The organism is Streptomyces xinghaiensis S187 (genome assembly GCF_000220705.2).
Lineage (GTDB): Bacteria > Actinomycetota > Actinomycetes > Streptomycetales > Streptomycetaceae > Streptomyces > Streptomyces xinghaiensis.
The window spans coordinates 3,554,243-3,571,694 of the sequence record NZ_CP023202.1 but is presented as its reverse complement, the minus strand read 5'-3'; the positions used below and the strand labels follow the sequence as shown (position 1 = coordinate 3,571,694).

Here is a 17,452-nt window from a genome sequence, read left to right as displayed (position 1 = left end):
ACGGAGAGGGCTGGAGAAGCTATGGAAGAGCCGCGTCGCCTCGGCGGCCGGTACGAGCTGGGCTCGGTGCTCGGCCGTGGTGGCATGGCCGAGGTGTACCTCGCCCACGACACCCGGCTCGGCCGTACCGTCGCTGTGAAGACCCTGCGGGTGGACCTCGCCCGCGACCCGTCGTTCCAGGCCCGGTTCCGCCGCGAGGCCCAGTCGGCCGCCTCCCTGAACCACCCGTCCATCGTCGCCGTGTACGACACCGGCGAGGACTACGTGGACGGCGTCTCCATCCCCTACATCGTGATGGAGTACGTCGACGGTTCCACGCTGCGGGAGCTGCTGCACTCCGGGCGGAAGCTGCTGCCCGAACGGTCGCTGGAGATGACCATCGGGGTCCTCCAGGCGCTGGAGTACTCCCACCGGGCCGGCATCGTCCACCGCGACATCAAGCCCGCGAACGTCATGCTGACCCGCACCGGCCAGGTCAAGGTCATGGACTTCGGCATCGCCCGCGCCATGGGCGACTCCGGCATGACGATGACGCAGACCGCCGCCGTCATCGGCACCGCCCAGTACCTCTCCCCGGAGCAGGCGAAGGGCGAGCAGGTCGACGCCCGCTCCGACCTCTACTCCACCGGCTGTCTCCTCTACGAACTGCTCACGGTGCGGCCGCCGTTCGTCGGCGACTCCCCCGTGGCCGTGGCCTACCAGCACGTCCGCGAGGAGCCTCAGCCACCGAGCACCTTCGATCCCGAGATCACGCCGGAGATGGACGCCATCGTCCTCAAGGCGCTCACGAAGGACCCGGACTACCGCTACCAGTCGGCCGACGAGATGCGCGCCGACATCGAGGCCGCCCTCGACGGCCAGCCCGTCGCCGCCACCGCCGCCATGGGTGCCGTCGGCTATGGCGCGGCCTACGGCGCCGACCAGCCCACCACCGCCCTCCCGGCCCAGGGCGCGGGCGGGCAGACGAGCATGCTGCCGCCGATGCGCGACGACGACGGGGGCTTCGGTTACGACGAGCGGCCCGACCGGCGCCGCGGCGCGGCCAAGAAGACCAACACCTCGACGATCCTGCTCGTCGTCGCGGGGCTGCTGGTCCTCATCGGCGCGATCTTCATCGGCCGGGAACTCTTCGGCAGCAGCCCCGACGACGACCGCCCCGTCCCGAACCTGATCGGCAAGTCCTACGAGGAGGCGGAGGAGCGCGTCCTCAACTCCGATCTGGAGATCGCCAAGGGCGGCAGCGAACCCTGCGAGAGTGGTGAGAAGGGCGACGTCATCAAGCAGTCGCCGGAGCCGGAGACCGAGGTGCCCAAGGGCGACACGGTCACCGTGACCGTCTGCTCCGGCCCGGAGAAGATCTCCGTCCCGGATGTCATCGGGGCCAAGTTCGACGAGGCCAAGTCCGATCTGGAGGACAAGGGCTTCGAGAACATCCAGCGCAAGGACGTGGTCTCCGAGCGCACCCCGGGCACGGTCATCGAGCAGTCCCCCAAGGCGGGCAGCGAGCGGGCGAAGGACGTGACCATCACCCTCTCCGTCGCCAAGGAGGCGGAGAAGTCCACCGTCCCGGATCTCACGGGCAAGCGGCCGGACGAGGCCAAGACGATCCTCGAGGGCGCCGGCCTGGTACTGGGCGAGCAGAGCGAGGTCGAGTCGGACGCCGAGCCGGGCACCATCGTTTCGCAGAGCTTCGCACCGGGCGAGCAGGTCGCGGCGGGCTCGACCGTCAACATCCAGATCGCCAAGGCCGCCGAGCAGTTCCCGATGCCGGATGTGAAGGGCCAGAGCGTCAAGGACGCCAAGAAGACCCTGCAGGACGCCGGGCTCACCATCGGCGGCTTCACCGGCCCGCAGGACGACAAGGCCGTGGTGATCAACACCTCGCCGGCCGCGGGCGAACAGGTGAAGAAGGGCCAGGCCGTCACCCTGGTCACCATCGCCGCGCCGGGCGGCAACGGCGGCGGTGACGGCGGAGACGGCGGCGGCTTCGGCGGATTCTTCGGCGGTGCCGGCGGCGACGACTAGCCCCGGGCTCCGGAACCGGCACTCCGCCTTCCGGCAGCCCGTTCCGTCACGCGGAAGTCCCCGGTACCCCTCGCGGGTGCCGGGGACTTCTCATGAGCGGCCGGCGGGACGACGAGCCGGCGTCCGGTGGTGTGCGGGCGCCCCCGCGGTCAGCGCAGTTCCGCCGGCGGGGTGCGGTCGGCGTCGACCTTCTCCGTGCGCTCCAGCTCGGCCCAGACGATGTAGCGGTAGTCCGAGGTGTAGATGGGGGTGCAGGTCGTCAGCGTCAGATAGCGGCCGGCCTTCTTCTTCCCCGACACCTCGGGGACGTGGGCGAGCACGTCCACGTTGTACTTGGAGGTCTCCGGCAGCTTCTCGTAGACCCGGTACACGTACCAGGTGTCGCGGGTCTCGAAGACGACCGGATCGCCGTCCCGAAGCTTGTGGATGTTGTGGAACTTGGCGCCGTGGCCGTCGCGGTGTGCGGCGAGCGAGAAGTTGCCCTTCTTCTTCCACGGCATCGCGGCCTTCACCGGGTCCGTGTAGTAGCCGGCGACACCCGCGTTGAGCTCCTCGGTGTCGGTGCCCTCGGTGACGAGGATCGCGTCCTCCTCCATCGCCGGGACGTGCAGGAAGCCGATGCCGTCCCCGGTGTCGAGGGCGCCGGGGCCGCCCGCCCAGCGGTCCCGGATCTGCTCGCTCTTGCGGTCCGCCTCGCGGTCGGCCAGCACATTCGTCCACCACAGCGAGTAGACGACGAAGAGGGCCAGCACCAGCCCCGCGGTGATGAGCAGCTCGCCGAGCACGCCCACCACCGCCGCGATCCGCCCCCTCCGGCGCGGTCGGGCGGCGGGCCGCGGCGCGCCGGTCTGCTCGTCGTGTTCGGTCGTGGCTGCCACGGCGTCCCCGTTGTCCGTTCCGCTCGGTCCTCAGCCGACGAGCGCGTCGGGCTTGCCCTCGCTCCGCGGCCGTTCGTCGACCATCTTGCCCCAGACGATCATCCGGTACGTACTGGTGAACTCCGGGGTGCAGGTGGTGAGGGTGACATACCTGCCGGGTCCGGTGAAGCCCGACTGCTTCGGCACCGGGTCGATCACGCTGATGTTGGACGGCGGGGTCTGGGGGAGGATGCTCGCCATCGCGTAGATGTAGTACGTGTCTCGCGTCTCGACGATGATCTCGTCGCCCGGCTTCAGCTTGTTGATGTAGCGGAACGGCTCGCCGTGGGTGTTGCGGTGCCCGGCCACCGCGAAGTTGCCCTTCTCGTCCCAGGGCATGGCTGTCTTCAGCTTGCCCTCGGCGTAGTGCCCGGCCATGCCCCGGTCGAGCACCTTGTGCTTGTCGATCCCCTCGGCGATCGGGACCTTCACGTCCAGCTTGGGGATGTACATGATCGCAAAGCCCTCGCCGGGCGAGAAGACGCCCGGGTCCCGGTTCTCGGTCTTCTCGCCGCCGCCCTTGTCCCACTCCTCCTGGAGGTTGCTGGCGGCGCCACCGGCCTGCTGGTTCGCCAGGACGTTCGTCCACCACAGCTGGTAGGTGACGAACAGCAGCATCAGCACGCCGACCGTGATGAACGTCTCACCGAGCACCCGGCTGGCGATCACCCCGGGGCTGTCCTTGCGGGCCCGCGCCAGCCGCCGGGCCTCGACCCGGGAGCACGGCGCCGCGGCGGCACCGGAGCCGCCCGGAGCCGTGGCAGCGGCGGCGGTCGCGGCCGCACCGCCGGCCGCGGCGGTTCCGGGACGGCGGGCACGCCGGCCGCTCCCGTGCCGCCGGCCGCCGCTCTGCGCGGCCTTGCGCCGGGCCGCCCGGCCGCCGGTGGCGGGGACCCCGGCGGCCGGGTCCGCGCCGCCGGCCCCGGTGTCCGTGGCCGGGATGTCGGCGATGCGCAGGGCCACCGTGGCCTCGTCCGCGGGCGGTTCCGGGGCGCGCAGGGTGACCGTGCGGTCGTCGCCGGGGGCCGCGGCGGGGCCGGGCGGAACCGCCGGGTCCGGTGCGGCGGGGGCCTCCGGGGCGCCGGAGACGGCCGCCAGCCCGGCGGTGAAGGGGCTGGGGCCCCGCCGGTGCGTCCGGGGCGCCTGAGCGCCTCCGTAGGGCTCCGCGGGGGCGCTTCCGTAGCCGCTCCGCACCGGGTCGGCCGGAGGCGCCAGGGGGTCCGCCACGGCCCGGAAGGCCGGGCTCCGGGGGTACGCCTCGGCCGGGAACTCCTCGTGCGGGCGGGCGGCCGGCGGGGCGTACGGGTCGTCGTACCTCCCGGAGTGGGCGGCCGCGGCGTGCGTCTCGCCGTAACCGGGCACGGTGCCTCCGCCGCCGGGGCGGGCGTGCCGGGGGGAGCCGGGGAGGGGACCGCTCAGCGGGTCGCCCGGCCCGCCGTCCGCCGGGAACGAGACGGGCTCGTCGTACGGCGGCGTCCCGCCGCCCTCGTACGGGGCGCGGGAGCTGTCCCGTTCGGGGCGGAGGGCGGTCACGCGGCGGCCTTGCCGACCACCGGTGCGAGACCCACCGACCGTTCCACCGCGCCGCCGTCCCCGCACTCGGCGAGCCAGTTCGCCAGCATCCGGTGCCCCCATTCGGTGAGGACCGACTCCGGGTGGAACTGCACTCCCTCGACCGGGAGTTCGCGGTGGCGCAGCCCCATGGCGATGCCGTTCTCCGGGCCGTCCCCGCCCGTCCAGGCGGTGATCCGCAGCTCGGCGGGCACGGTGTCCCGCTCGACCGCGAGCGAGTGGTAGCGGGTGGCCGTGAACGGTGTGGGCAGGTCCCGGAAGACGCCCTCACCGCCGTGGTGCACCAGGGAGGTCTTGCCGTGCAGCAGTTCGGGGGCCCGCCCGACGACGCCGCCGAAGGCCACCGCCATGGACTGCATGCCCAGGCAGACGCCGAAGACCGGGACGCCGGTGTCCGCGCAGTGGCGCACCATGTCCACGCAGACGCCCGCCTCCTCGGGGGTGCCGGGGCCGGGGGAGAGCAGGACGCCGTCGAAGCCGTCCCGGGCGTGGCCGAGCTCCACCGCGTCGTTCCGGACCACCTCGCACTCGGCGCCGAGCTGGTAGAGGTACTGGACGAGGTTGAAGACGAAGCTGTCGTAGTTGTCCACGACGAGGATGCGCGCGCTCACCGGGAACCACCCCCGTTGTCGACCGTCACGTCGCCGAACGGCAGCAGTGGCTCCGCCCACGGGAAGACGTACTGGAACAGCACGAAGACGATCGCCAGCACGAGCACGAGCGAGAGCAGTGCCCGCACCCATGTGTTCCCCGGCAGCTGCCGCCAGATCCAGCCGTACATGCTGACCCTTTCCGATCGGTGCACCGACCAGAGTAAGGGGATCGGGGCCCCGGCCGGGGGTCGGCGGGGGAAAGCACCTCTTCCGGTTGACGCCGCGGGAGCGCGGCCCCGCGGCGGATCACCTCTGCACCGGGGTCGCGTGCTGGAGGTCGACGGTGCCGGCGTGGCCGCGCAGGGTCACGGCGTCGTGCCGCTCCACCTCCCAGCCCAGGCCGTACGCGTCGACGTAGCGGAGGTAGTTCTCGATCGCCGGGGAGTCGTTGAGCGCCTGCTGGAGGGACCCGGTGTCACCGACCGCGGTGACCACGTACGGCGGCGAGTAGACCCGGCCCTGCAGGATCAGGGTGTTGCCGACGCAGCGGACCGCGCTGGTGGAGATGAGCCGCTGGTCCATGACGCGGATGCCCTTGGCGCCGCCCTGCCAGAGGGCGTTGACCACGGCCTGGAGGTCCTGCTGGTGGATGACGAGATCGTTGGGCTGGGGGTCGGGGGCGCCGGGGGTGCGGGCCGTGGCGTCCGGCGGGGCGTCGGTGAGGGTGACGGTCAGGCCGGGCCCGCTGACCTTCTCGGTGCCGGCGGCCTTCTCCAGGGCGTCCAGCTTCCGGTCCTGGGCGTCGGTGCTGCCGTCGTCGCGCCGGGCCAGCCGGTCGATCTCGGCGCGCACGGCGGCGGACCGGTCGTCGAGCCGGGCGTTCTCCCGGCTGCGTTCCTGGATGAGATCGGAGAGTTCCAGCAGGGAGTCGTCGGTGCGGAGATTGGTACCCTGAGCAGTATTGAAACTGGTCCAGAACAGCAGGCCGGCCAGGGCGAAGATGCCTGCCGTGAGGAGCCGCACCGGATGCCATCCCGGCCTCCGGGGCGCGGGGAGGCGGGGTTCGGGGGCGGGATCCGCCGGATTGCTCACCGTACCCTTATCTCCTTCGAAGCCGCGGAAGCACTACGCTAACGGACGCGCCCGGGGGAGCAAGTGTCCCCGTCGCTCTCAACCGGCCGACAGCCCAGATCCCTGCGCGGCCGCACAGCGCATCGACAGGATCGACAGGAGAGTCTCTCGTGCCGAAGTCACGTATCCGCAAGAAGGCCGACTTCACGCCGCCGCCGGCGAAGCAGACCACCGTCAAGCTGTCGAGCGGCCGCAGCTGGGTGGCGCCGCTGATGCTGGCCCTGTTCCTGATCGGGCTGGCCTGGATCGTGGTGTTCTATGTGACCACCGGTGACATGCCGGTCAAGTCGCTCGGCAACTGGAACATCGTGGTGGGCTTCGGGTTCATCGCGGCGGGGTTCGTGGTCTCGACCCAGTGGAAGTAGCGGTCGGTGACCGTGCCGGTCAAGCTTTGCCCACACGTTGTCCACAGAGTTATCCACAGCAGGGGAAAAGATACTAAGAGCTGTGGATAACTCAGCCGGGCAGACCGCCGATACGACTGCCTCGTTGTCGTACAATCCGCAGCCCGGTCCGCAAAAGCGCAGGTCAACCTGGTGTTGACGGAGGGTGCCCGCTCCCTCGCCAACACTGTGCACAAGATCCCGCACCCGCTGTGGACAACGGCCGTCACGCTGCGGAAAACCTTCGGTCCGGAGGTGCCCGGGGGTGCTCAGCCCAGAAGCTGCAGGGTACGGGCCCAGAGCACCACGGCGATCACCAGCAGCACCGCCCCGCAGGTCAGCCACTGCACCAGCTCGCGCCGGCCTCGCGGGGCGTGCACCATGCCGAACGCCACCACGGCACCGACGACCAGGCCGCCGATGTGCGCCTGCCAGGCGATGTCGGCCCAGGTGAAGGTGATGAACAGGTTCAGCACCAGCAGGATGACCACCGGGCGCATGTCCTGGTTCATCCGCCGCAGCAGCACGACGGTGGCCCCCAGCAGTCCGAAGATCGCGCCGGAAGCGCCCAGCGACGGCTGGTTCTGGGCCGCGAGCAGATAGGACAGGGCGCTGCCGCCGAGCGCGGACAGCAGATAGAGCGCCAGGTAGCGGACCCGGCCCAGGGCCGCCTCCAGCGGTCCGCCGAGCCACCACAGACCGAGCATGTTGAACGCGATGTGCATCGGCTGCTCGTGCAGGAACGCCGAGGTCAGCAGCCGGTACCACTCGCCGTCGGCGACGCCGACCACCTCGCCCGTACCGCGGTCCACGGCCAGGCCGAGCATGTCGAGGGAGTCGATGAACCGGTCCTGGATCACCAGGGCCGCGATCCAGACCGCCACATTGACGGCCAGCAGGATCTTCGTCACCAGCCGCGGATCGGCGGTCTGCACTCCGCCCGCCAGGGTCCGCGGCCGGTTGGCTCCGGGCGCGTGCCCCGTGCCCGAACCGCTCCGCACACAGTCCGGGCACTGGAAGCCGACCGAGGCACTGATCATGCAGTCCGGGCAGATGGGCCGCTCACAGCGGACACAGCTGATCCCGGTCTCACGGTCCGGATGCCGGTAGCAGCCGGGCAGACCGCCCTCGGCCGCGGGCCGTTCCGGGTTTCCCGGCGCCTGCTCCATCGATCCCCCTCGGTCCTGCGGGCCCTGCGGTCCTGCGTCGTACGGTGCGGCGGCCAGCGGACCGCCCCGGCCGGCGTCCGCGGACGGGCGGGGCGGTCCTCCGGCGGTCCGCCGGCCGTGGTTCAGCCCTCGCGGGTCTCCACGACGACCGACTCGATCACCACGTCCTGCGTCGGACGGTCGGTGCGCGGGTTGGTGGGGAGCGCCGCGATGGTGTCCACGACCTTCTGCCCCTCCGGGTTCGCGACCTCACCGAAGATGGTGTGCTTGTTCGTCAGCCACGCCGTGGGCGAGACGGTGATGAAGAACTGCGAACCGTTGGTGCCCGGGCCGGCGTTGGCCATGGCGAGCAGGTACGGACGGTCGAACGAGAGGTCGGGGTGGAACTCGTCCCCGAACTCGTAGCCCGGTCCGCCCGTGCCGTTGCCCAGCGGGTCCCCGCCCTGGATCATGAAGCCGCTGATGACCCGGTGGAAGACCGTGCCGTCGTAGAGGCGGTCGCTGGTCTTCTTGCCGGTCCGGGGGTGCGTCCATTCACGCTCGCCCCGGGCGAGCTCGACGAAGTTCTTGACCGTCTTCGGGGCGTGGTTCGGCAGCAGCCGTACCTCGATGTCTCCGTGGTTGGTCTTCAGGGTGGCGTAGAGCTGCTCGGCCACGATCTGCCTTCCGTAGTTCTCACTGACGCCCCCGATCCTCGCACGCCCGGCCCCGCGGCGACGAGCAACCACCGATCCGCCCGCCCGCCCGGCCCCACCCGGATGCGCGTCACCGCATGCCGTGCCCCGCCGCCGCGGGCATGATCTCTCTTCGGGTGGATAGGCGAACTGCGTCCCTACTGGGGGATCCCCCAGGCACCCGTGTTCCACCACCGAGGAGGAGGATCCCGTGACACGCATCGACAGCGTGCGCGCCGCGACCGACACCGCGAAGGAGAGCGTGCTGCACGCAGCGGAGGTGGTGGCGCCGTACGCCGGCACGGCCAGGCACCAGGCGGCGCACTACGCGCACGAGGCCCGGGCCAAGCTGGCGCCGAAGGTGTCGCAGGCCGCGCTGCAGGCCCGCACCACGGCCCGCGCGCAGTACGGCGCGCTGCAGCCCCGGATCGAGCAGGCCCGCGGCCAGCTGCCGCCCAAGGTCGATCTGGCGGCGCAGAAGGCGGTGGTCCGGGCGCAGAGGACCGCCCGCCAGGCCGCCGACTACGCCGTGCCGAGGGTCGAGCACGCGCTGGCCGACGCCATCGCCGCGGCCGAGCCCGCCCGCGCCGAGGCAGCCGCGCGCAGTGCCGCCGCGGTGGCCGCGATCCGCGGGCAGGTCACCTCCGCGGAGATCCAGAAGCTGGTGAGGAAGCGCGAGCGCCGCGCCCGCAACGGCCGGGCCGCGAAGCGGCTGCTGATCCTGGGCGCCCTGGCGGGCGCCGCCGTCGCCGCCTGGAAGTGGTGGGACAAGCAGGCCAACCCCGACTGGCTGGTCGAGCCGCCCGCCGCGACCGAACTCGGCGAGCGGGCGCCCCTGGCGTCCGTGGACGGCACCGAACAGGACGAGCTGGACGCGGAGCTCCGCTCCCACCAGACCGGCGTCCCCGAGGGGGAAGCGGAGACCGGCGGCGCTACGGAAAGCGACGAAAAGCGCTGAACCGGTACCCGCGCGAGCGGCCGGGAGCAGCGGAACGGCGGGAGACCAGTCGTCTCCCGCCGTTCGTCGTGCGCGTGGAGCCTAGGGGAGTCGAACCCCTGACATCTGCCATGCAAAGACAGCGCTCTACCAACTGAGCTAAGGCCCCGGGCCGGTGAACCCCCGTCGCGCGCGGGCGCGCTCCGGTGTCCGCCGCAGACAAGAGTACCGGGTCCGCGGAGTGATCCCGGCAAAGGACGGGGACTCCCGATCCCCCGTCACGCTCCGTAGGATGGCGGCGCGAGGTTCGCAGCAGCGAAGGGGAGTCGCCATGGAAGCAGCACAGCAGGAAGCCACCGCGAGAGCCCGCGAGATGCAGCGGAGCTGGTACGGGGAACCGCTGGGGGCGCTCTTCCGGCGGCTCATCGACGATCTGGGGCTCAACCAGGCCAGGCTCGCCGCTGTGCTGGGACTCTCGGCACCCATGCTGTCGCAGCTCATGAGCGGCCAGCGGGCGAAGATCGGCAACCCGGCCGTCGTGCAGCGCGTGCAGGCGCTGCAGGAGCTGGCCGCGCAGGTCGCGGGCGGCAGCGTCAGCGCGGCCGAGGCCGCGGAACGCATGGAGGAGATCAAACGGAGCTCGGGCGGTTCGGTGCTCACCCCCACCGGCTCGCAGACGACCTCCAGTTCGGGCGCGCCCACCGTGCGCCGGGTGGTGCGCGAGATCCAGTCGCTGCTGCGTTCCGTCGCCGCCGCCGGGGACATCATCGAGGCCGCCGAGGCGCTCGCGCCCTCCCAGCCCGAACTGGCGGAGTTCCTCCGGGTGTACGGTGCCGGGCGGACCGCGGAAGCGGTCGCCCACTACGAGGCGCACCAGAGCTGACCGGACGGTCCGCGAGGGGAGGCGGCACGATGGGTGAGGTCTTCGCCGGGCGGTACGAGCTGGTCGACCCGGTCGGCCGGGGCGGGGCGGGCGCCGTCTGGCGCGCCTGGGACCACCGGAGGCGCCGTTACGTCGCCGCCAAGGTGCTGCGGCAGAGCGACGCCCACACGCTGCTGCGTTTCGTACGGGAACAGGCGCTGCGCATCGACCACCCGCACGTGCTGGCCCCGGCGAGCTGGGCCGCGGACGACGACAAGGTCCTCTTCACCATGGACCTGGTGCGCGGCGGCTCGCTGGCCCATCTCATCGGCGACTACGGGCCGCTGCCGCCCCGCTATGTCTGCCTGCTGCTGGACCAGTTGCTCTCCGGGCTGGCCGCGGTGCACGCGGAGGGCGTCATCCACCGGGACATCAAGCCGGCCAACGTCCTGCTGGAGGCCACCGGGGTCCGGCGCCCGCATCTGCGGCTCTCCGACTTCGGCATCGCCCTGCGCAAGGGAGAACCCCGGCTGACGGAGACCGACTACGTGGTCGGCACCCCCGGCTACTTCGCGCCCGAGCAGATGCTGGGCGCCGAACCCGACTTCCCCGCCGACCTGTTCGCCACCGGCCTGCTGGCCCTCTACCTGCTGACGGGGCACAAACCCGACGCCCAAGCGCTCGTCGAGCGGTTCACGGCGCACGGCGTGCCGGACGCCCCCGAGGAGGTGCCGGAGCCGCTCTGGCAGGCGCTGGCCGGCCTGCTGCAGCCGGACCCCGGCGCCCGGTTCCGTACCGCCACCGGCGCCCGCAGGGCGCTGGCCGCCGCCGTCGAACTGCTGCCGGAGGGCGCGGTGGACGAGGAGGCCGTGGAGGTCTTCGACCAACTCGGGCCGCTGCCGGAGGGGTTCGGGCCCGATGGCCCGTTACGGCCGCGGCGTGCGGCACCGGCGGCGGACGGCGAGGGGGACGGAACCGGGGGTGCCCGGACTCCCGGACCGGGCGGACCGGCGGCCACCACGGCGCCCGGCTCCTCGCTGACGGACACCGGCAGTTTCACCCTGGCGCCCCCGGCCCGCTCCCCGGCGCACCCGGGACCGGCCGCGCCGCCGGTTCCCGAGCCGCCGGCCACACCGCCGACCCCGACCCCGGCCCCGGTCCCGGTCCCGGCTCCCGCGTACGCTCCCCCGCCCGGCCCGTTCACCGGTACCCCGCTCCCCGGCGCCCCCCGCCACGGCACGGCGGGGCCCGTGCCTCCCGCGGCCTTCCCCGGCTCCCCCGGTTTCTCCCAGGCCACCACCGCCGACGTACCCCGCGACTACGCCGCCACGGGCCCGTACACCGCTCCCGGCATCCCCGCGGCCGCCGGGCCCCCCGGTGCCGCCGCACGCCGCCCGGCGGCTCACCGCGCTCCGGTGCGGAGGCGGCCGGGGCCGCCCGCGAAAGTGGCCGTTCCGGTGCTCTTCCTGGCGCTGCTGTGCTACGCCGTTGGCATCTGGGCCCTGACCGCCGGGTGAGCCGTCGGCTCCGCCGGGGAACCCGTGCCGGGGCGTGAGCCGGTTCCGGGACCCGGGTCAGTGCCGGGGCGGCTGCCCGTAGCCGCCGTGCCGCTCCGGCGGCGTGCTCTCCGGCCCGGGGCCTCCCGGCAGCGGATGCTCCGGCGGTCGGCCCGGTGCCGGCAGGTGCGGCACTCCGCCGGGCGCGGCGGTGCCGGCGGGTCCGGCGGTCGTGGTGGCCGCGGCGGCGGGCCCGGCCGTACGGCGCCGGGCGGCCAGTGTCCAGACCGCGAGCCCCAGCAGCAGCACGGTGCCCGCACCGATGCCCGCGATTCCGACGGTCCGCAGCGCCCCGTCCCCGGCCGTCTCCCCGTCCTTCACCCCGCCCGCCTGCTCCGGCGCCGTCGCCCGGCCTTCCGCCGCCCGCTCCCGGTCCTCGTCGGAGACGGCGAATCCGGCCGCGGCCGCGTCGCCGCCGTAGGCCGGCCCGGGCTGTGGTTCGCCCTCCACGGCCAGCCGGAGGGTGAGGTCCACACCGCCCTCCATGTGCCCGGCCGCCTCCGGGGTCAGGGCCACCGACAGGTGGTACCAGCCGGCGAAGCGCATCTCCCCGACCTTGGCGGTGCCGCTGAACCGGTGGCCGAACGCGGCGGGCGCGGTGGAGAACCCCAGCTTCTTCGGCCGGCCGTCGAAGGCCGCGCCCTGCTCGTGGACGGGGGTGCGGGCCGTGTTGTGGAGCCGCAGCAGCACTCCGCTGCCGAGGTGGGGGGCACCGCCGCCGGTGAGCTCGGCGCCGCCCACCTCCGCGGTGACACGGAGCCGCTGGCCCCAGTCGACCGGGATCCTGTAGAAGAGCGTCTCGCCGGGCTCCAGCCGGTCCCTCCAGACCCCCGTACCGGTGGCGGCCGCGTCGTTGAATCCGGTGCCGCCCCGCACCTTCCGCGGGAGACCGCCCGCGCCGCCGGGAGCGGCGGGCGGCTCGGTGCTCCACCCGGCCCCGCCGGGCGCCTCGGTGGCCCCGCCGGTGACACCGGGCTCCGCCAGGAAGGAGATCTCCAGCGGCCAGTCCCCCGGCCCGGAGGTGGCGTCACCGGTGCGCTCGACGGTGAACAGATACTCGCCGGCCTCCTGGCAGCTCGCGTTGGGCCGGACGAGACGGGAGGCGGTGGCGGCGACCGGCAGGCCGAAGCCGCCGGGACCGGCCGTGGCGCGCATACCGTCGCACCGGGCCCCGTCCGCGCTCCGCAGGGTCACCTCGACGCCGTCGCCGTAGGCCGTTCCGCCGGCGGGCGGAAGCGCGGCGACCGCGGAGAGATGGGCGTTGGACTCCTCGTCCAGCCGTACCCGGTAGGTGAGGGTCTCGCCGGCGCCGATCGCGTCGGTGTAGTGGTGGCGGGCCTTCAGCTCCGGGGCGCCGGTGCCGCTCGCGGTGCCCTCGGTCCGCTCGGCATCCTCGGCGGTCCGGTACGCCGACGGGGGGTCCGCCCGGCCGTCGGCCGCCGCGGCGGGCCGCCCCGGGACCGGTAACACCCCGCACAGCACCGCCGCGCACAGTGCCGCCACCGCGGCGAGCCGGGTCCCTCCCCCTGCGCCCTGCCTCATCGCACGACCGCCCTCCGTCGTCCCCCGGCCGTCCCCGCCGGGCCCCGGACGTACGAGCACGCAGCGTACGGCGGTGCGGGGCACCGCCGCGCGGCACGGCCGGGATCCGCCCGCCGCGCCCCGTGCCCCCGCCCGGACCGGCCAGGACTCTTTGCTTTTGCACCATATTTATTCGCTGGAGCAACAGCAAGGGGCCGCCCTGAACGGCCGGACAGCACGAAGCCCCGGCCGCTCACGGCGGCCGGGGCTCGTACAGGCTTGGCGTCGTTCTCACACACCGGAACCCGAACCTGCGGGCACGGAGTCGGTCGCCTCCGTCCACAGATCCTGCTCGGCGCGGTCCGCCTGGATCTGGCGGTACACGAGGAGCCCGCCGATGGCGGCCAGTGCGACCAGGAGCAGCTTCTTCACCGCGCTACCTCGTCCTTCTTGACGTAGGGGACCTCTGCCGCCCGACTATACACACCGGCCGATACCCTTCGGTGACCTCCGGCGGGAGCGCCAACCGGCCGCCGGGACAGACGAGATCGGCCCGGACGGGATCCGTCCGGGCCGATGCACAGGAGTGGGGCTAACAGGACTTGAACCTGTGGCCTCTTCCTTATCAGGGAAGCGCTCTAACCGTCTGAGCTATAGCCCCGCGCGCTGCCCCTGAAGATTAGCGCACACCGGGCCCGGTCCCAAAATCGGTTCCGCAGGTGGTGAGGCGCCCCCGCCCGGCCGCTACTCGTCCTCGGCGAGCGTCAGCTCGACACCACCGACGAAGCCGGCGGAGAGGTTGTAGACGAAGGCGCCCAGCGTGGCCAGAGCCGTCGCCAGCACCACATCGATCACCGCGATGACCGAGGTGAACATCAGTACCCGCGGCAGCGACAGGAACGACTCCAGGTCGAAACCGCCACCGCCGCCCTCGCCGGACTGCGTCGCCTGCCCGATCGTCGTGCCGACCGTGCTGAACACCCCCATGGCGTCCAGCACCATCCACAGCACCGCCACGGCGATGACGGTGCAGATGCCCAGCGCGATGGACAGCAGGAAGCCGACCTTCATCACCGACCACGGGTCCGCCTTGGCGACCCGCAGCCGCGCCTTGCGCGTCCGCGGGACCGTACGGGCCCCCGCGCCGGTGCGCGGTCTGCGCACCGGCTGCCCCGGCGCCTGGGCCGGGACCGCGACGGGCGGCTGCCCCGCCTCGGCGGGTGACGCGTAGGCCTGCGGCGGGTGGTACGGCTCCGCCGGCTGCTGCGGATAGGGCTGGCGCGTGTCCGTCACAGCGGCGGTCCCCCCATGGTGTGTGCCTGCCGGATACGGGGCGGCGTGCGGTGGGCCGCCGGCCGCGGCGGGGCCGCGGGCACCGCCCGTTCCGGTGGCCCCGGGGGGTACGTGTCGCCCCTCGGCCTCCGCACCACCCGCGCCGGTGCCCGTGGCTCCACTCACGGCTTACTCCTCTTGGCTTCCGGCCGAGGACTCCTCGTCCCCGGCCGCCTCGGGCTCGGCCGCGATGGCTGCGTCGGCGATTTCCTCGACCTCTTCAGCCGCACGTCCGGCCTCGGCGTTCCGGGCGATACCGACCACGGCATCGCGCTTGCCCAGGTTGATCAGTTGGACGCCCATGGTGTCACGGCCCGTCTCCCTGACCTCGTTGACCCGTGTCCGGATCACACCGCCGCTCAGCGTGATGGCGAGGATCTCATCGCTCTCCTCGACCACCAGAGCGCCCACCAGCGAACCGCGGTCCTCCACGATCTTGGCGGCCTTGATACCGAGGCCGCCGCGGCCCTGGACGCGGTACTCGTCGACGTTCGTCCGCTTCGCGTAACCGCCGTCGGTGGCGGTGAAGACGAAAGTACCCGGCCGGACGACATTCATCGAGAGGAGTTCGTCGCCCTCGCGGAAGCTCATGCCCTTCACGCCCGACGTGGCCCGCCCCATCGGGCGCAGCGTCTCGTCCGAGGCGGTGAACCGGATCGACTGGGCCTTCCTGCTGATCAGCAGCAGGTCATCGTCGGCCGACACCAGCTCCGCGCCGATCAGTTCGTCCTCGCGGCCGTCCTCCGTCTCCCGGAGGTTGATCGCGATGACGCCGCCCGAGCGCGGCGAGTCGTAGTCCTTGAGCGGGGTCTTCTTCACCAGGCCGGACTTGGTGGCGAGCACCAGGTACGGCATCGCGTCGTAGTCACGGATGGCCAGGATCCGGGCGATCTTCTCGTCCGGCTGGAAGGCCAGCAGATTCGCGACGTGCTGGCCGCGCGCGTCCCGGCCCGCGTCCGGCAGCTCGTACGCCTTGATCCGGTAGACCCGGCCCTTGTCCGTGAAGAACAGCAGCCAGTGGTGGGTGGTCGAGACGAAGAAGTGGTCGACGATGTCGTCCTGCTTCAGCTTGGTGCCCCGGACGCCCTTGCCGCCGCGCTTCTGGGAGCGGTAGTCCACCGTCTTGGTGCGCTTGACGTAACCGCCGCCCGTGATGGTGACGACGATGTCCTCCTCGGCGATCAGGTCCTCGATGGACATGTCGCCCTCGAAGGGCACCAGCTTGCTGCGCCGGTCGTCGCCGAACCGCTCGACCAGCGCGGCCAGTTCCTCGCTGACGATGTGCCGCTGCCGCGAGGGGGAGGCCAGGATCTCGTTGTAGTCGGTGATCTTGGCCTGGAGGTCGTCGTGCTCCGAGGTGATCTTCTGCCGCTCCAGGGCCGCCAGCCGGCGGAGCTGCATCTCCAGGATCGCGTTCGCCTGGATCTCGTCGATCTCCAGCAGACCCATCAGGCCGCCGCGGGCCGTGTCGACGGTGTCGCTGCGCCGGATCAGCGCGATGACCTCGTCGATCGCGTCGAGCGCCTTGAGCAGGCCGCGCAGGATGTGCGCCCGCTCCTCGGCCTTCCGCAGCCGGAACCGCGTCCGCCGGACGATGACCTCGATCTGGTGGTCCACCCAGTGCTTGATGAAGGCGTCCAGGGAGAGCGTGCGCGGCACGCCGTCCACCAGGGCCAGCATGTTGGCACCGAAGTTGGTCTGCAGATCGGTGTGCTTGTAGAGGTTGTTCAGCACGACCTTGGCGACCGCGTCCCGCTTGAGCACGATGACGAGCCGCTGGCCGGTGCGCGAGGAGGTCTCGTCGCGGACGTCGGCGATCCCGCCGACCTTGCCGTCCTTCACCAGGTCGGCGATCTTCTGCGCGAGGTTGTCCGGGTTGACCTGGTAGGGCAGTTCGGTGACCACCAGGCACTGGCGGCCCTGGATCTCCTCGACCTCCACCACGGCCCGCATGGTGATCGAGCCTCTGCCCGTGCGGTACGCCTCCTCGATGCCCTTCCGGCCCACGACGAGCGCGCCGGTCGGGAAGTCCGGGCCCTTGATGCGCTGGATCAGCGCGTCCAGCAGCTCCTCGCGGGATGCCTCCGGGTTCTCCAGCGCCCACTGCGCGCCCGCCGCCACCTCGCGGAGGTTGTGCGGCGGGATGTTCGTGGCCATGCCGACCGCGATCCCGGCCGAGCCGTTGATCAGCAGATTCGGGAAGCGGGACGGCAGGACCGTCGGCTCCTGGTTGCGGCCGTCGTAGTTGTCCTGGAAGTCGACGGTCTCCTCGTCGATGTCCCGGAGCATCTCCATCGACAGCGGCGTCATCTTGCACTCGGTGTACCGCATGGCCGCGGCCGGGTCGTTGCCCGGGGAGCCGAAGTTGCCGTTGCTGTCGACGAGCGGCAGCCGCATCGACCAGTGCTGCGCCAGGCGGACCAGCGCGTCGTAGATCGAGGAGTCGCCGTGCGGGTGGTACGTGCCCATGACGTCGCCGACGACGCGGGCGCACTTGTAGAAGCCCTTCTCCGGGCGGTAGCCGCCGTCGTACATGGCGTACAGCACCCGGCGGTGCACCGGCTTGAGTCCGTCGCGGATGTCGGGCAGCGCACGCGACACGATGACGGACATCGCGTAGTCGAGATAGCTGCGCTGCATCTCCGTTTCGAGGCCCACCGGCTCGACCCGCATGCCCACGCCCTCGATGGCGACGGGCTCGCCCTCGGGGCTGACGGGAACGGGGACGGCGGGGCCGCCTTCGGAGGGAGGCGGGGTCACGTCGGCCATGACAGTTCAGA

16 protein-coding genes and 2 tRNA genes are annotated in these 17,452 nt (G+C 72.3%); 5 read left to right on the top strand and 13 right to left on the bottom strand.

Features of this window, described 5'->3' with window-relative positions:
- Nucleotides 1-21 precede the first annotated feature (21 nt).
- Entirely contained in the window at nucleotides 22-2,025 is a 2,004-nt protein-coding gene (gene pknB, locus SXIN_RS15320) for a Stk1 family PASTA domain-containing Ser/Thr kinase (RefSeq protein ID WP_019707354.1), read from the top strand.
- A 149-nt stretch (nucleotides 2,026-2,174) separates the two neighbouring features.
- Here the strand turns inward: pknB and SXIN_RS15315 are convergent, their stop codons facing one another.
- From SXIN_RS15315 to SXIN_RS15295, 5 genes are all read right to left on the bottom strand, one after another.
- On the bottom strand, nucleotides 2,175-2,903 hold the full coding sequence (locus tag SXIN_RS15315; protein WP_019707355.1) for a class E sortase: 729 nt from the start codon (nucleotides 2,901-2,903) through the stop codon (nucleotides 2,175-2,177).
- 30 nt (nucleotides 2,904-2,933) lie between these two features.
- Complete coding sequence (locus SXIN_RS15310) at nucleotides 2,934-4,475, bottom strand: class E sortase (protein WP_238153770.1); 1,542 nt, start codon at nucleotides 4,473-4,475, stop codon at nucleotides 2,934-2,936.
- Nucleotides 4,472-5,125, bottom strand: coding sequence for an aminodeoxychorismate/anthranilate synthase component II (locus tag SXIN_RS15305; protein WP_019707357.1), 654 nt, complete (start codon nucleotides 5,123-5,125; stop codon nucleotides 4,472-4,474). The genes SXIN_RS15310 and SXIN_RS15305 overlap by 4 nt, the downstream gene beginning before the upstream one ends.
- Nucleotides 5,122-5,295, bottom strand: coding sequence for a hypothetical protein (locus SXIN_RS31535; protein WP_019707358.1), 174 nt, complete (start codon nucleotides 5,293-5,295; stop codon nucleotides 5,122-5,124). The genes SXIN_RS15305 and SXIN_RS31535 overlap by 4 nt, the downstream gene beginning before the upstream one ends.
- 118 nt (nucleotides 5,296-5,413) lie before the next feature.
- Nucleotides 5,414-6,199, bottom strand: coding sequence for a DUF881 domain-containing protein (locus SXIN_RS15295; protein WP_095757108.1), 786 nt, complete (start codon nucleotides 6,197-6,199; stop codon nucleotides 5,414-5,416).
- Between the two features lie 149 nt (nucleotides 6,200-6,348).
- On the opposite strand from SXIN_RS15295, the gene crgA reads away from it, so the two are divergent.
- Entirely contained in the window at nucleotides 6,349-6,603 is a 255-nt protein-coding gene (crgA, locus tag SXIN_RS15290) for a cell division protein CrgA (RefSeq protein WP_019707360.1), read from the top strand.
- A 287-nt stretch (nucleotides 6,604-6,890) separates the two neighbouring features.
- Here crgA and SXIN_RS15285 read toward each other — a convergent pair whose 3' ends face one another.
- A complete protein-coding gene (locus SXIN_RS15285; protein ID WP_019707361.1) occupies nucleotides 6,891-7,790 on the bottom strand; it encodes a rhomboid family intramembrane serine protease in 900 nt (299 codons plus the stop codon).
- A 122-nt stretch (nucleotides 7,791-7,912) separates the two neighbouring features.
- Nucleotides 7,913-8,446 carry a peptidylprolyl isomerase gene (locus tag SXIN_RS15280; protein WP_019707362.1) on the bottom strand — a complete coding sequence of 178 codons (534 nt, stop codon included), beginning with the start codon at nucleotides 8,444-8,446 and terminating at the stop codon, nucleotides 7,913-7,915.
- Nucleotides 8,447-8,675: 229 nt separating this feature from the next.
- Between SXIN_RS15280 and SXIN_RS15275 the strand changes: the two genes are divergently transcribed.
- Nucleotides 8,676-9,422 (top strand): DUF5324 family protein, encoded by a 747-nt coding sequence (locus SXIN_RS15275; protein ID WP_095757107.1) that lies wholly within the window; start codon nucleotides 8,676-8,678, stop codon nucleotides 9,420-9,422.
- 75 nt (nucleotides 9,423-9,497) lie between these two features.
- On the opposite strand, the gene SXIN_RS15270 is transcribed toward SXIN_RS15275, so the two are convergent.
- Nucleotides 9,498-9,570: transfer RNA gene (locus tag SXIN_RS15270), tRNA-Ala, on the bottom strand.
- Between the two features lie 162 nt (nucleotides 9,571-9,732).
- Between SXIN_RS15270 and SXIN_RS15265 the strand changes: the two genes are divergently transcribed.
- Together SXIN_RS15265 and SXIN_RS15260 are read left to right on the top strand one after the other, a co-directional pair.
- The gene (locus SXIN_RS15265) at nucleotides 9,733-10,284 is read left to right on the top strand and encodes a helix-turn-helix domain-containing protein (protein ID WP_039820343.1); all 552 of its coding nucleotides are present in this window, start codon (nucleotides 9,733-9,735) and stop codon (nucleotides 10,282-10,284) included.
- A 29-nt stretch (nucleotides 10,285-10,313) separates the two neighbouring features.
- A complete protein-coding gene (locus SXIN_RS15260) occupies nucleotides 10,314-11,780 on the top strand; it encodes a serine/threonine-protein kinase (protein WP_095757106.1) in 1,467 nt (488 codons plus the stop codon).
- Nucleotides 11,781-11,837: 57 nt separating this feature from the next.
- Here SXIN_RS15260 and SXIN_RS15255 read toward each other — a convergent pair whose 3' ends face one another.
- The 5 genes from SXIN_RS15255 to gyrA form a co-directional block, all read right to left on the bottom strand.
- Nucleotides 11,838-13,361 (bottom strand): hypothetical protein, encoded by a 1,524-nt coding sequence (locus SXIN_RS15255; protein ID WP_157916291.1) that lies wholly within the window; start codon nucleotides 13,359-13,361, stop codon nucleotides 11,838-11,840.
- Nucleotides 13,362-13,631: 270 nt separating this feature from the next.
- Entirely contained in the window at nucleotides 13,632-13,772 is a 141-nt protein-coding gene (locus SXIN_RS32200) for a DLW-39 family protein (RefSeq protein ID WP_019706276.1), read from the bottom strand.
- A 155-nt stretch (nucleotides 13,773-13,927) separates the two neighbouring features.
- Nucleotides 13,928-14,001: transfer RNA gene (locus SXIN_RS15245), tRNA-Ile, on the bottom strand.
- Between the two features lie 83 nt (nucleotides 14,002-14,084).
- On the bottom strand, nucleotides 14,085-14,798 hold the full coding sequence (locus SXIN_RS15240) for a DUF3566 domain-containing protein (protein ID WP_095757104.1): 714 nt from the start codon (nucleotides 14,796-14,798) through the stop codon (nucleotides 14,085-14,087).
- A gap of 3 nt (nucleotides 14,799-14,801) precedes the next feature.
- Complete coding sequence (gene gyrA, locus SXIN_RS15235) at nucleotides 14,802-17,441, bottom strand: DNA gyrase subunit A (protein ID WP_019707365.1); 2,640 nt, start codon at nucleotides 17,439-17,441, stop codon at nucleotides 14,802-14,804.
- Nucleotides 17,442-17,452: the final 11 nt, after the last annotated feature.

Excerpts from the sequence above, each read along its gene's own strand:
- pknB (WP_019707354.1), top strand. The coding sequence starts at position 22 with ATGGAAGAGCCGCGTCGCCTCGGCGGCCGGTACGAGCTGGGCTCGGTG.
- SXIN_RS31535 (WP_019707358.1), bottom strand. The coding sequence starts at position 5,295 with ATGTACGGCTGGATCTGGCGGCAGCTGCCGGGGAACACATGGGTGCGG.
- SXIN_RS15285 (WP_019707361.1), bottom strand. The coding sequence starts at position 7,790 with ATGGAGCAGGCGCCGGGAAACCCGGAACGGCCCGCGGCCGAGGGCGGT.
- SXIN_RS15265 (WP_039820343.1), top strand. The coding sequence starts at position 9,733 with ATGGAAGCAGCACAGCAGGAAGCCACCGCGAGAGCCCGCGAGATGCAG.
- SXIN_RS15260 (WP_095757106.1), top strand. The coding sequence starts at position 10,314 with ATGGGTGAGGTCTTCGCCGGGCGGTACGAGCTGGTCGACCCGGTCGGC.
- SXIN_RS15255 (WP_157916291.1), bottom strand. The coding sequence starts at position 13,361 with ATGAGGCAGGGCGCAGGGGGAGGGACCCGGCTCGCCGCGGTGGCGGCA.
- gyrA (WP_019707365.1), bottom strand. The coding sequence starts at position 17,441 with ATGGCCGACGTGACCCCGCCTCCCTCCGAAGGCGGCCCCGCCGTCCCC.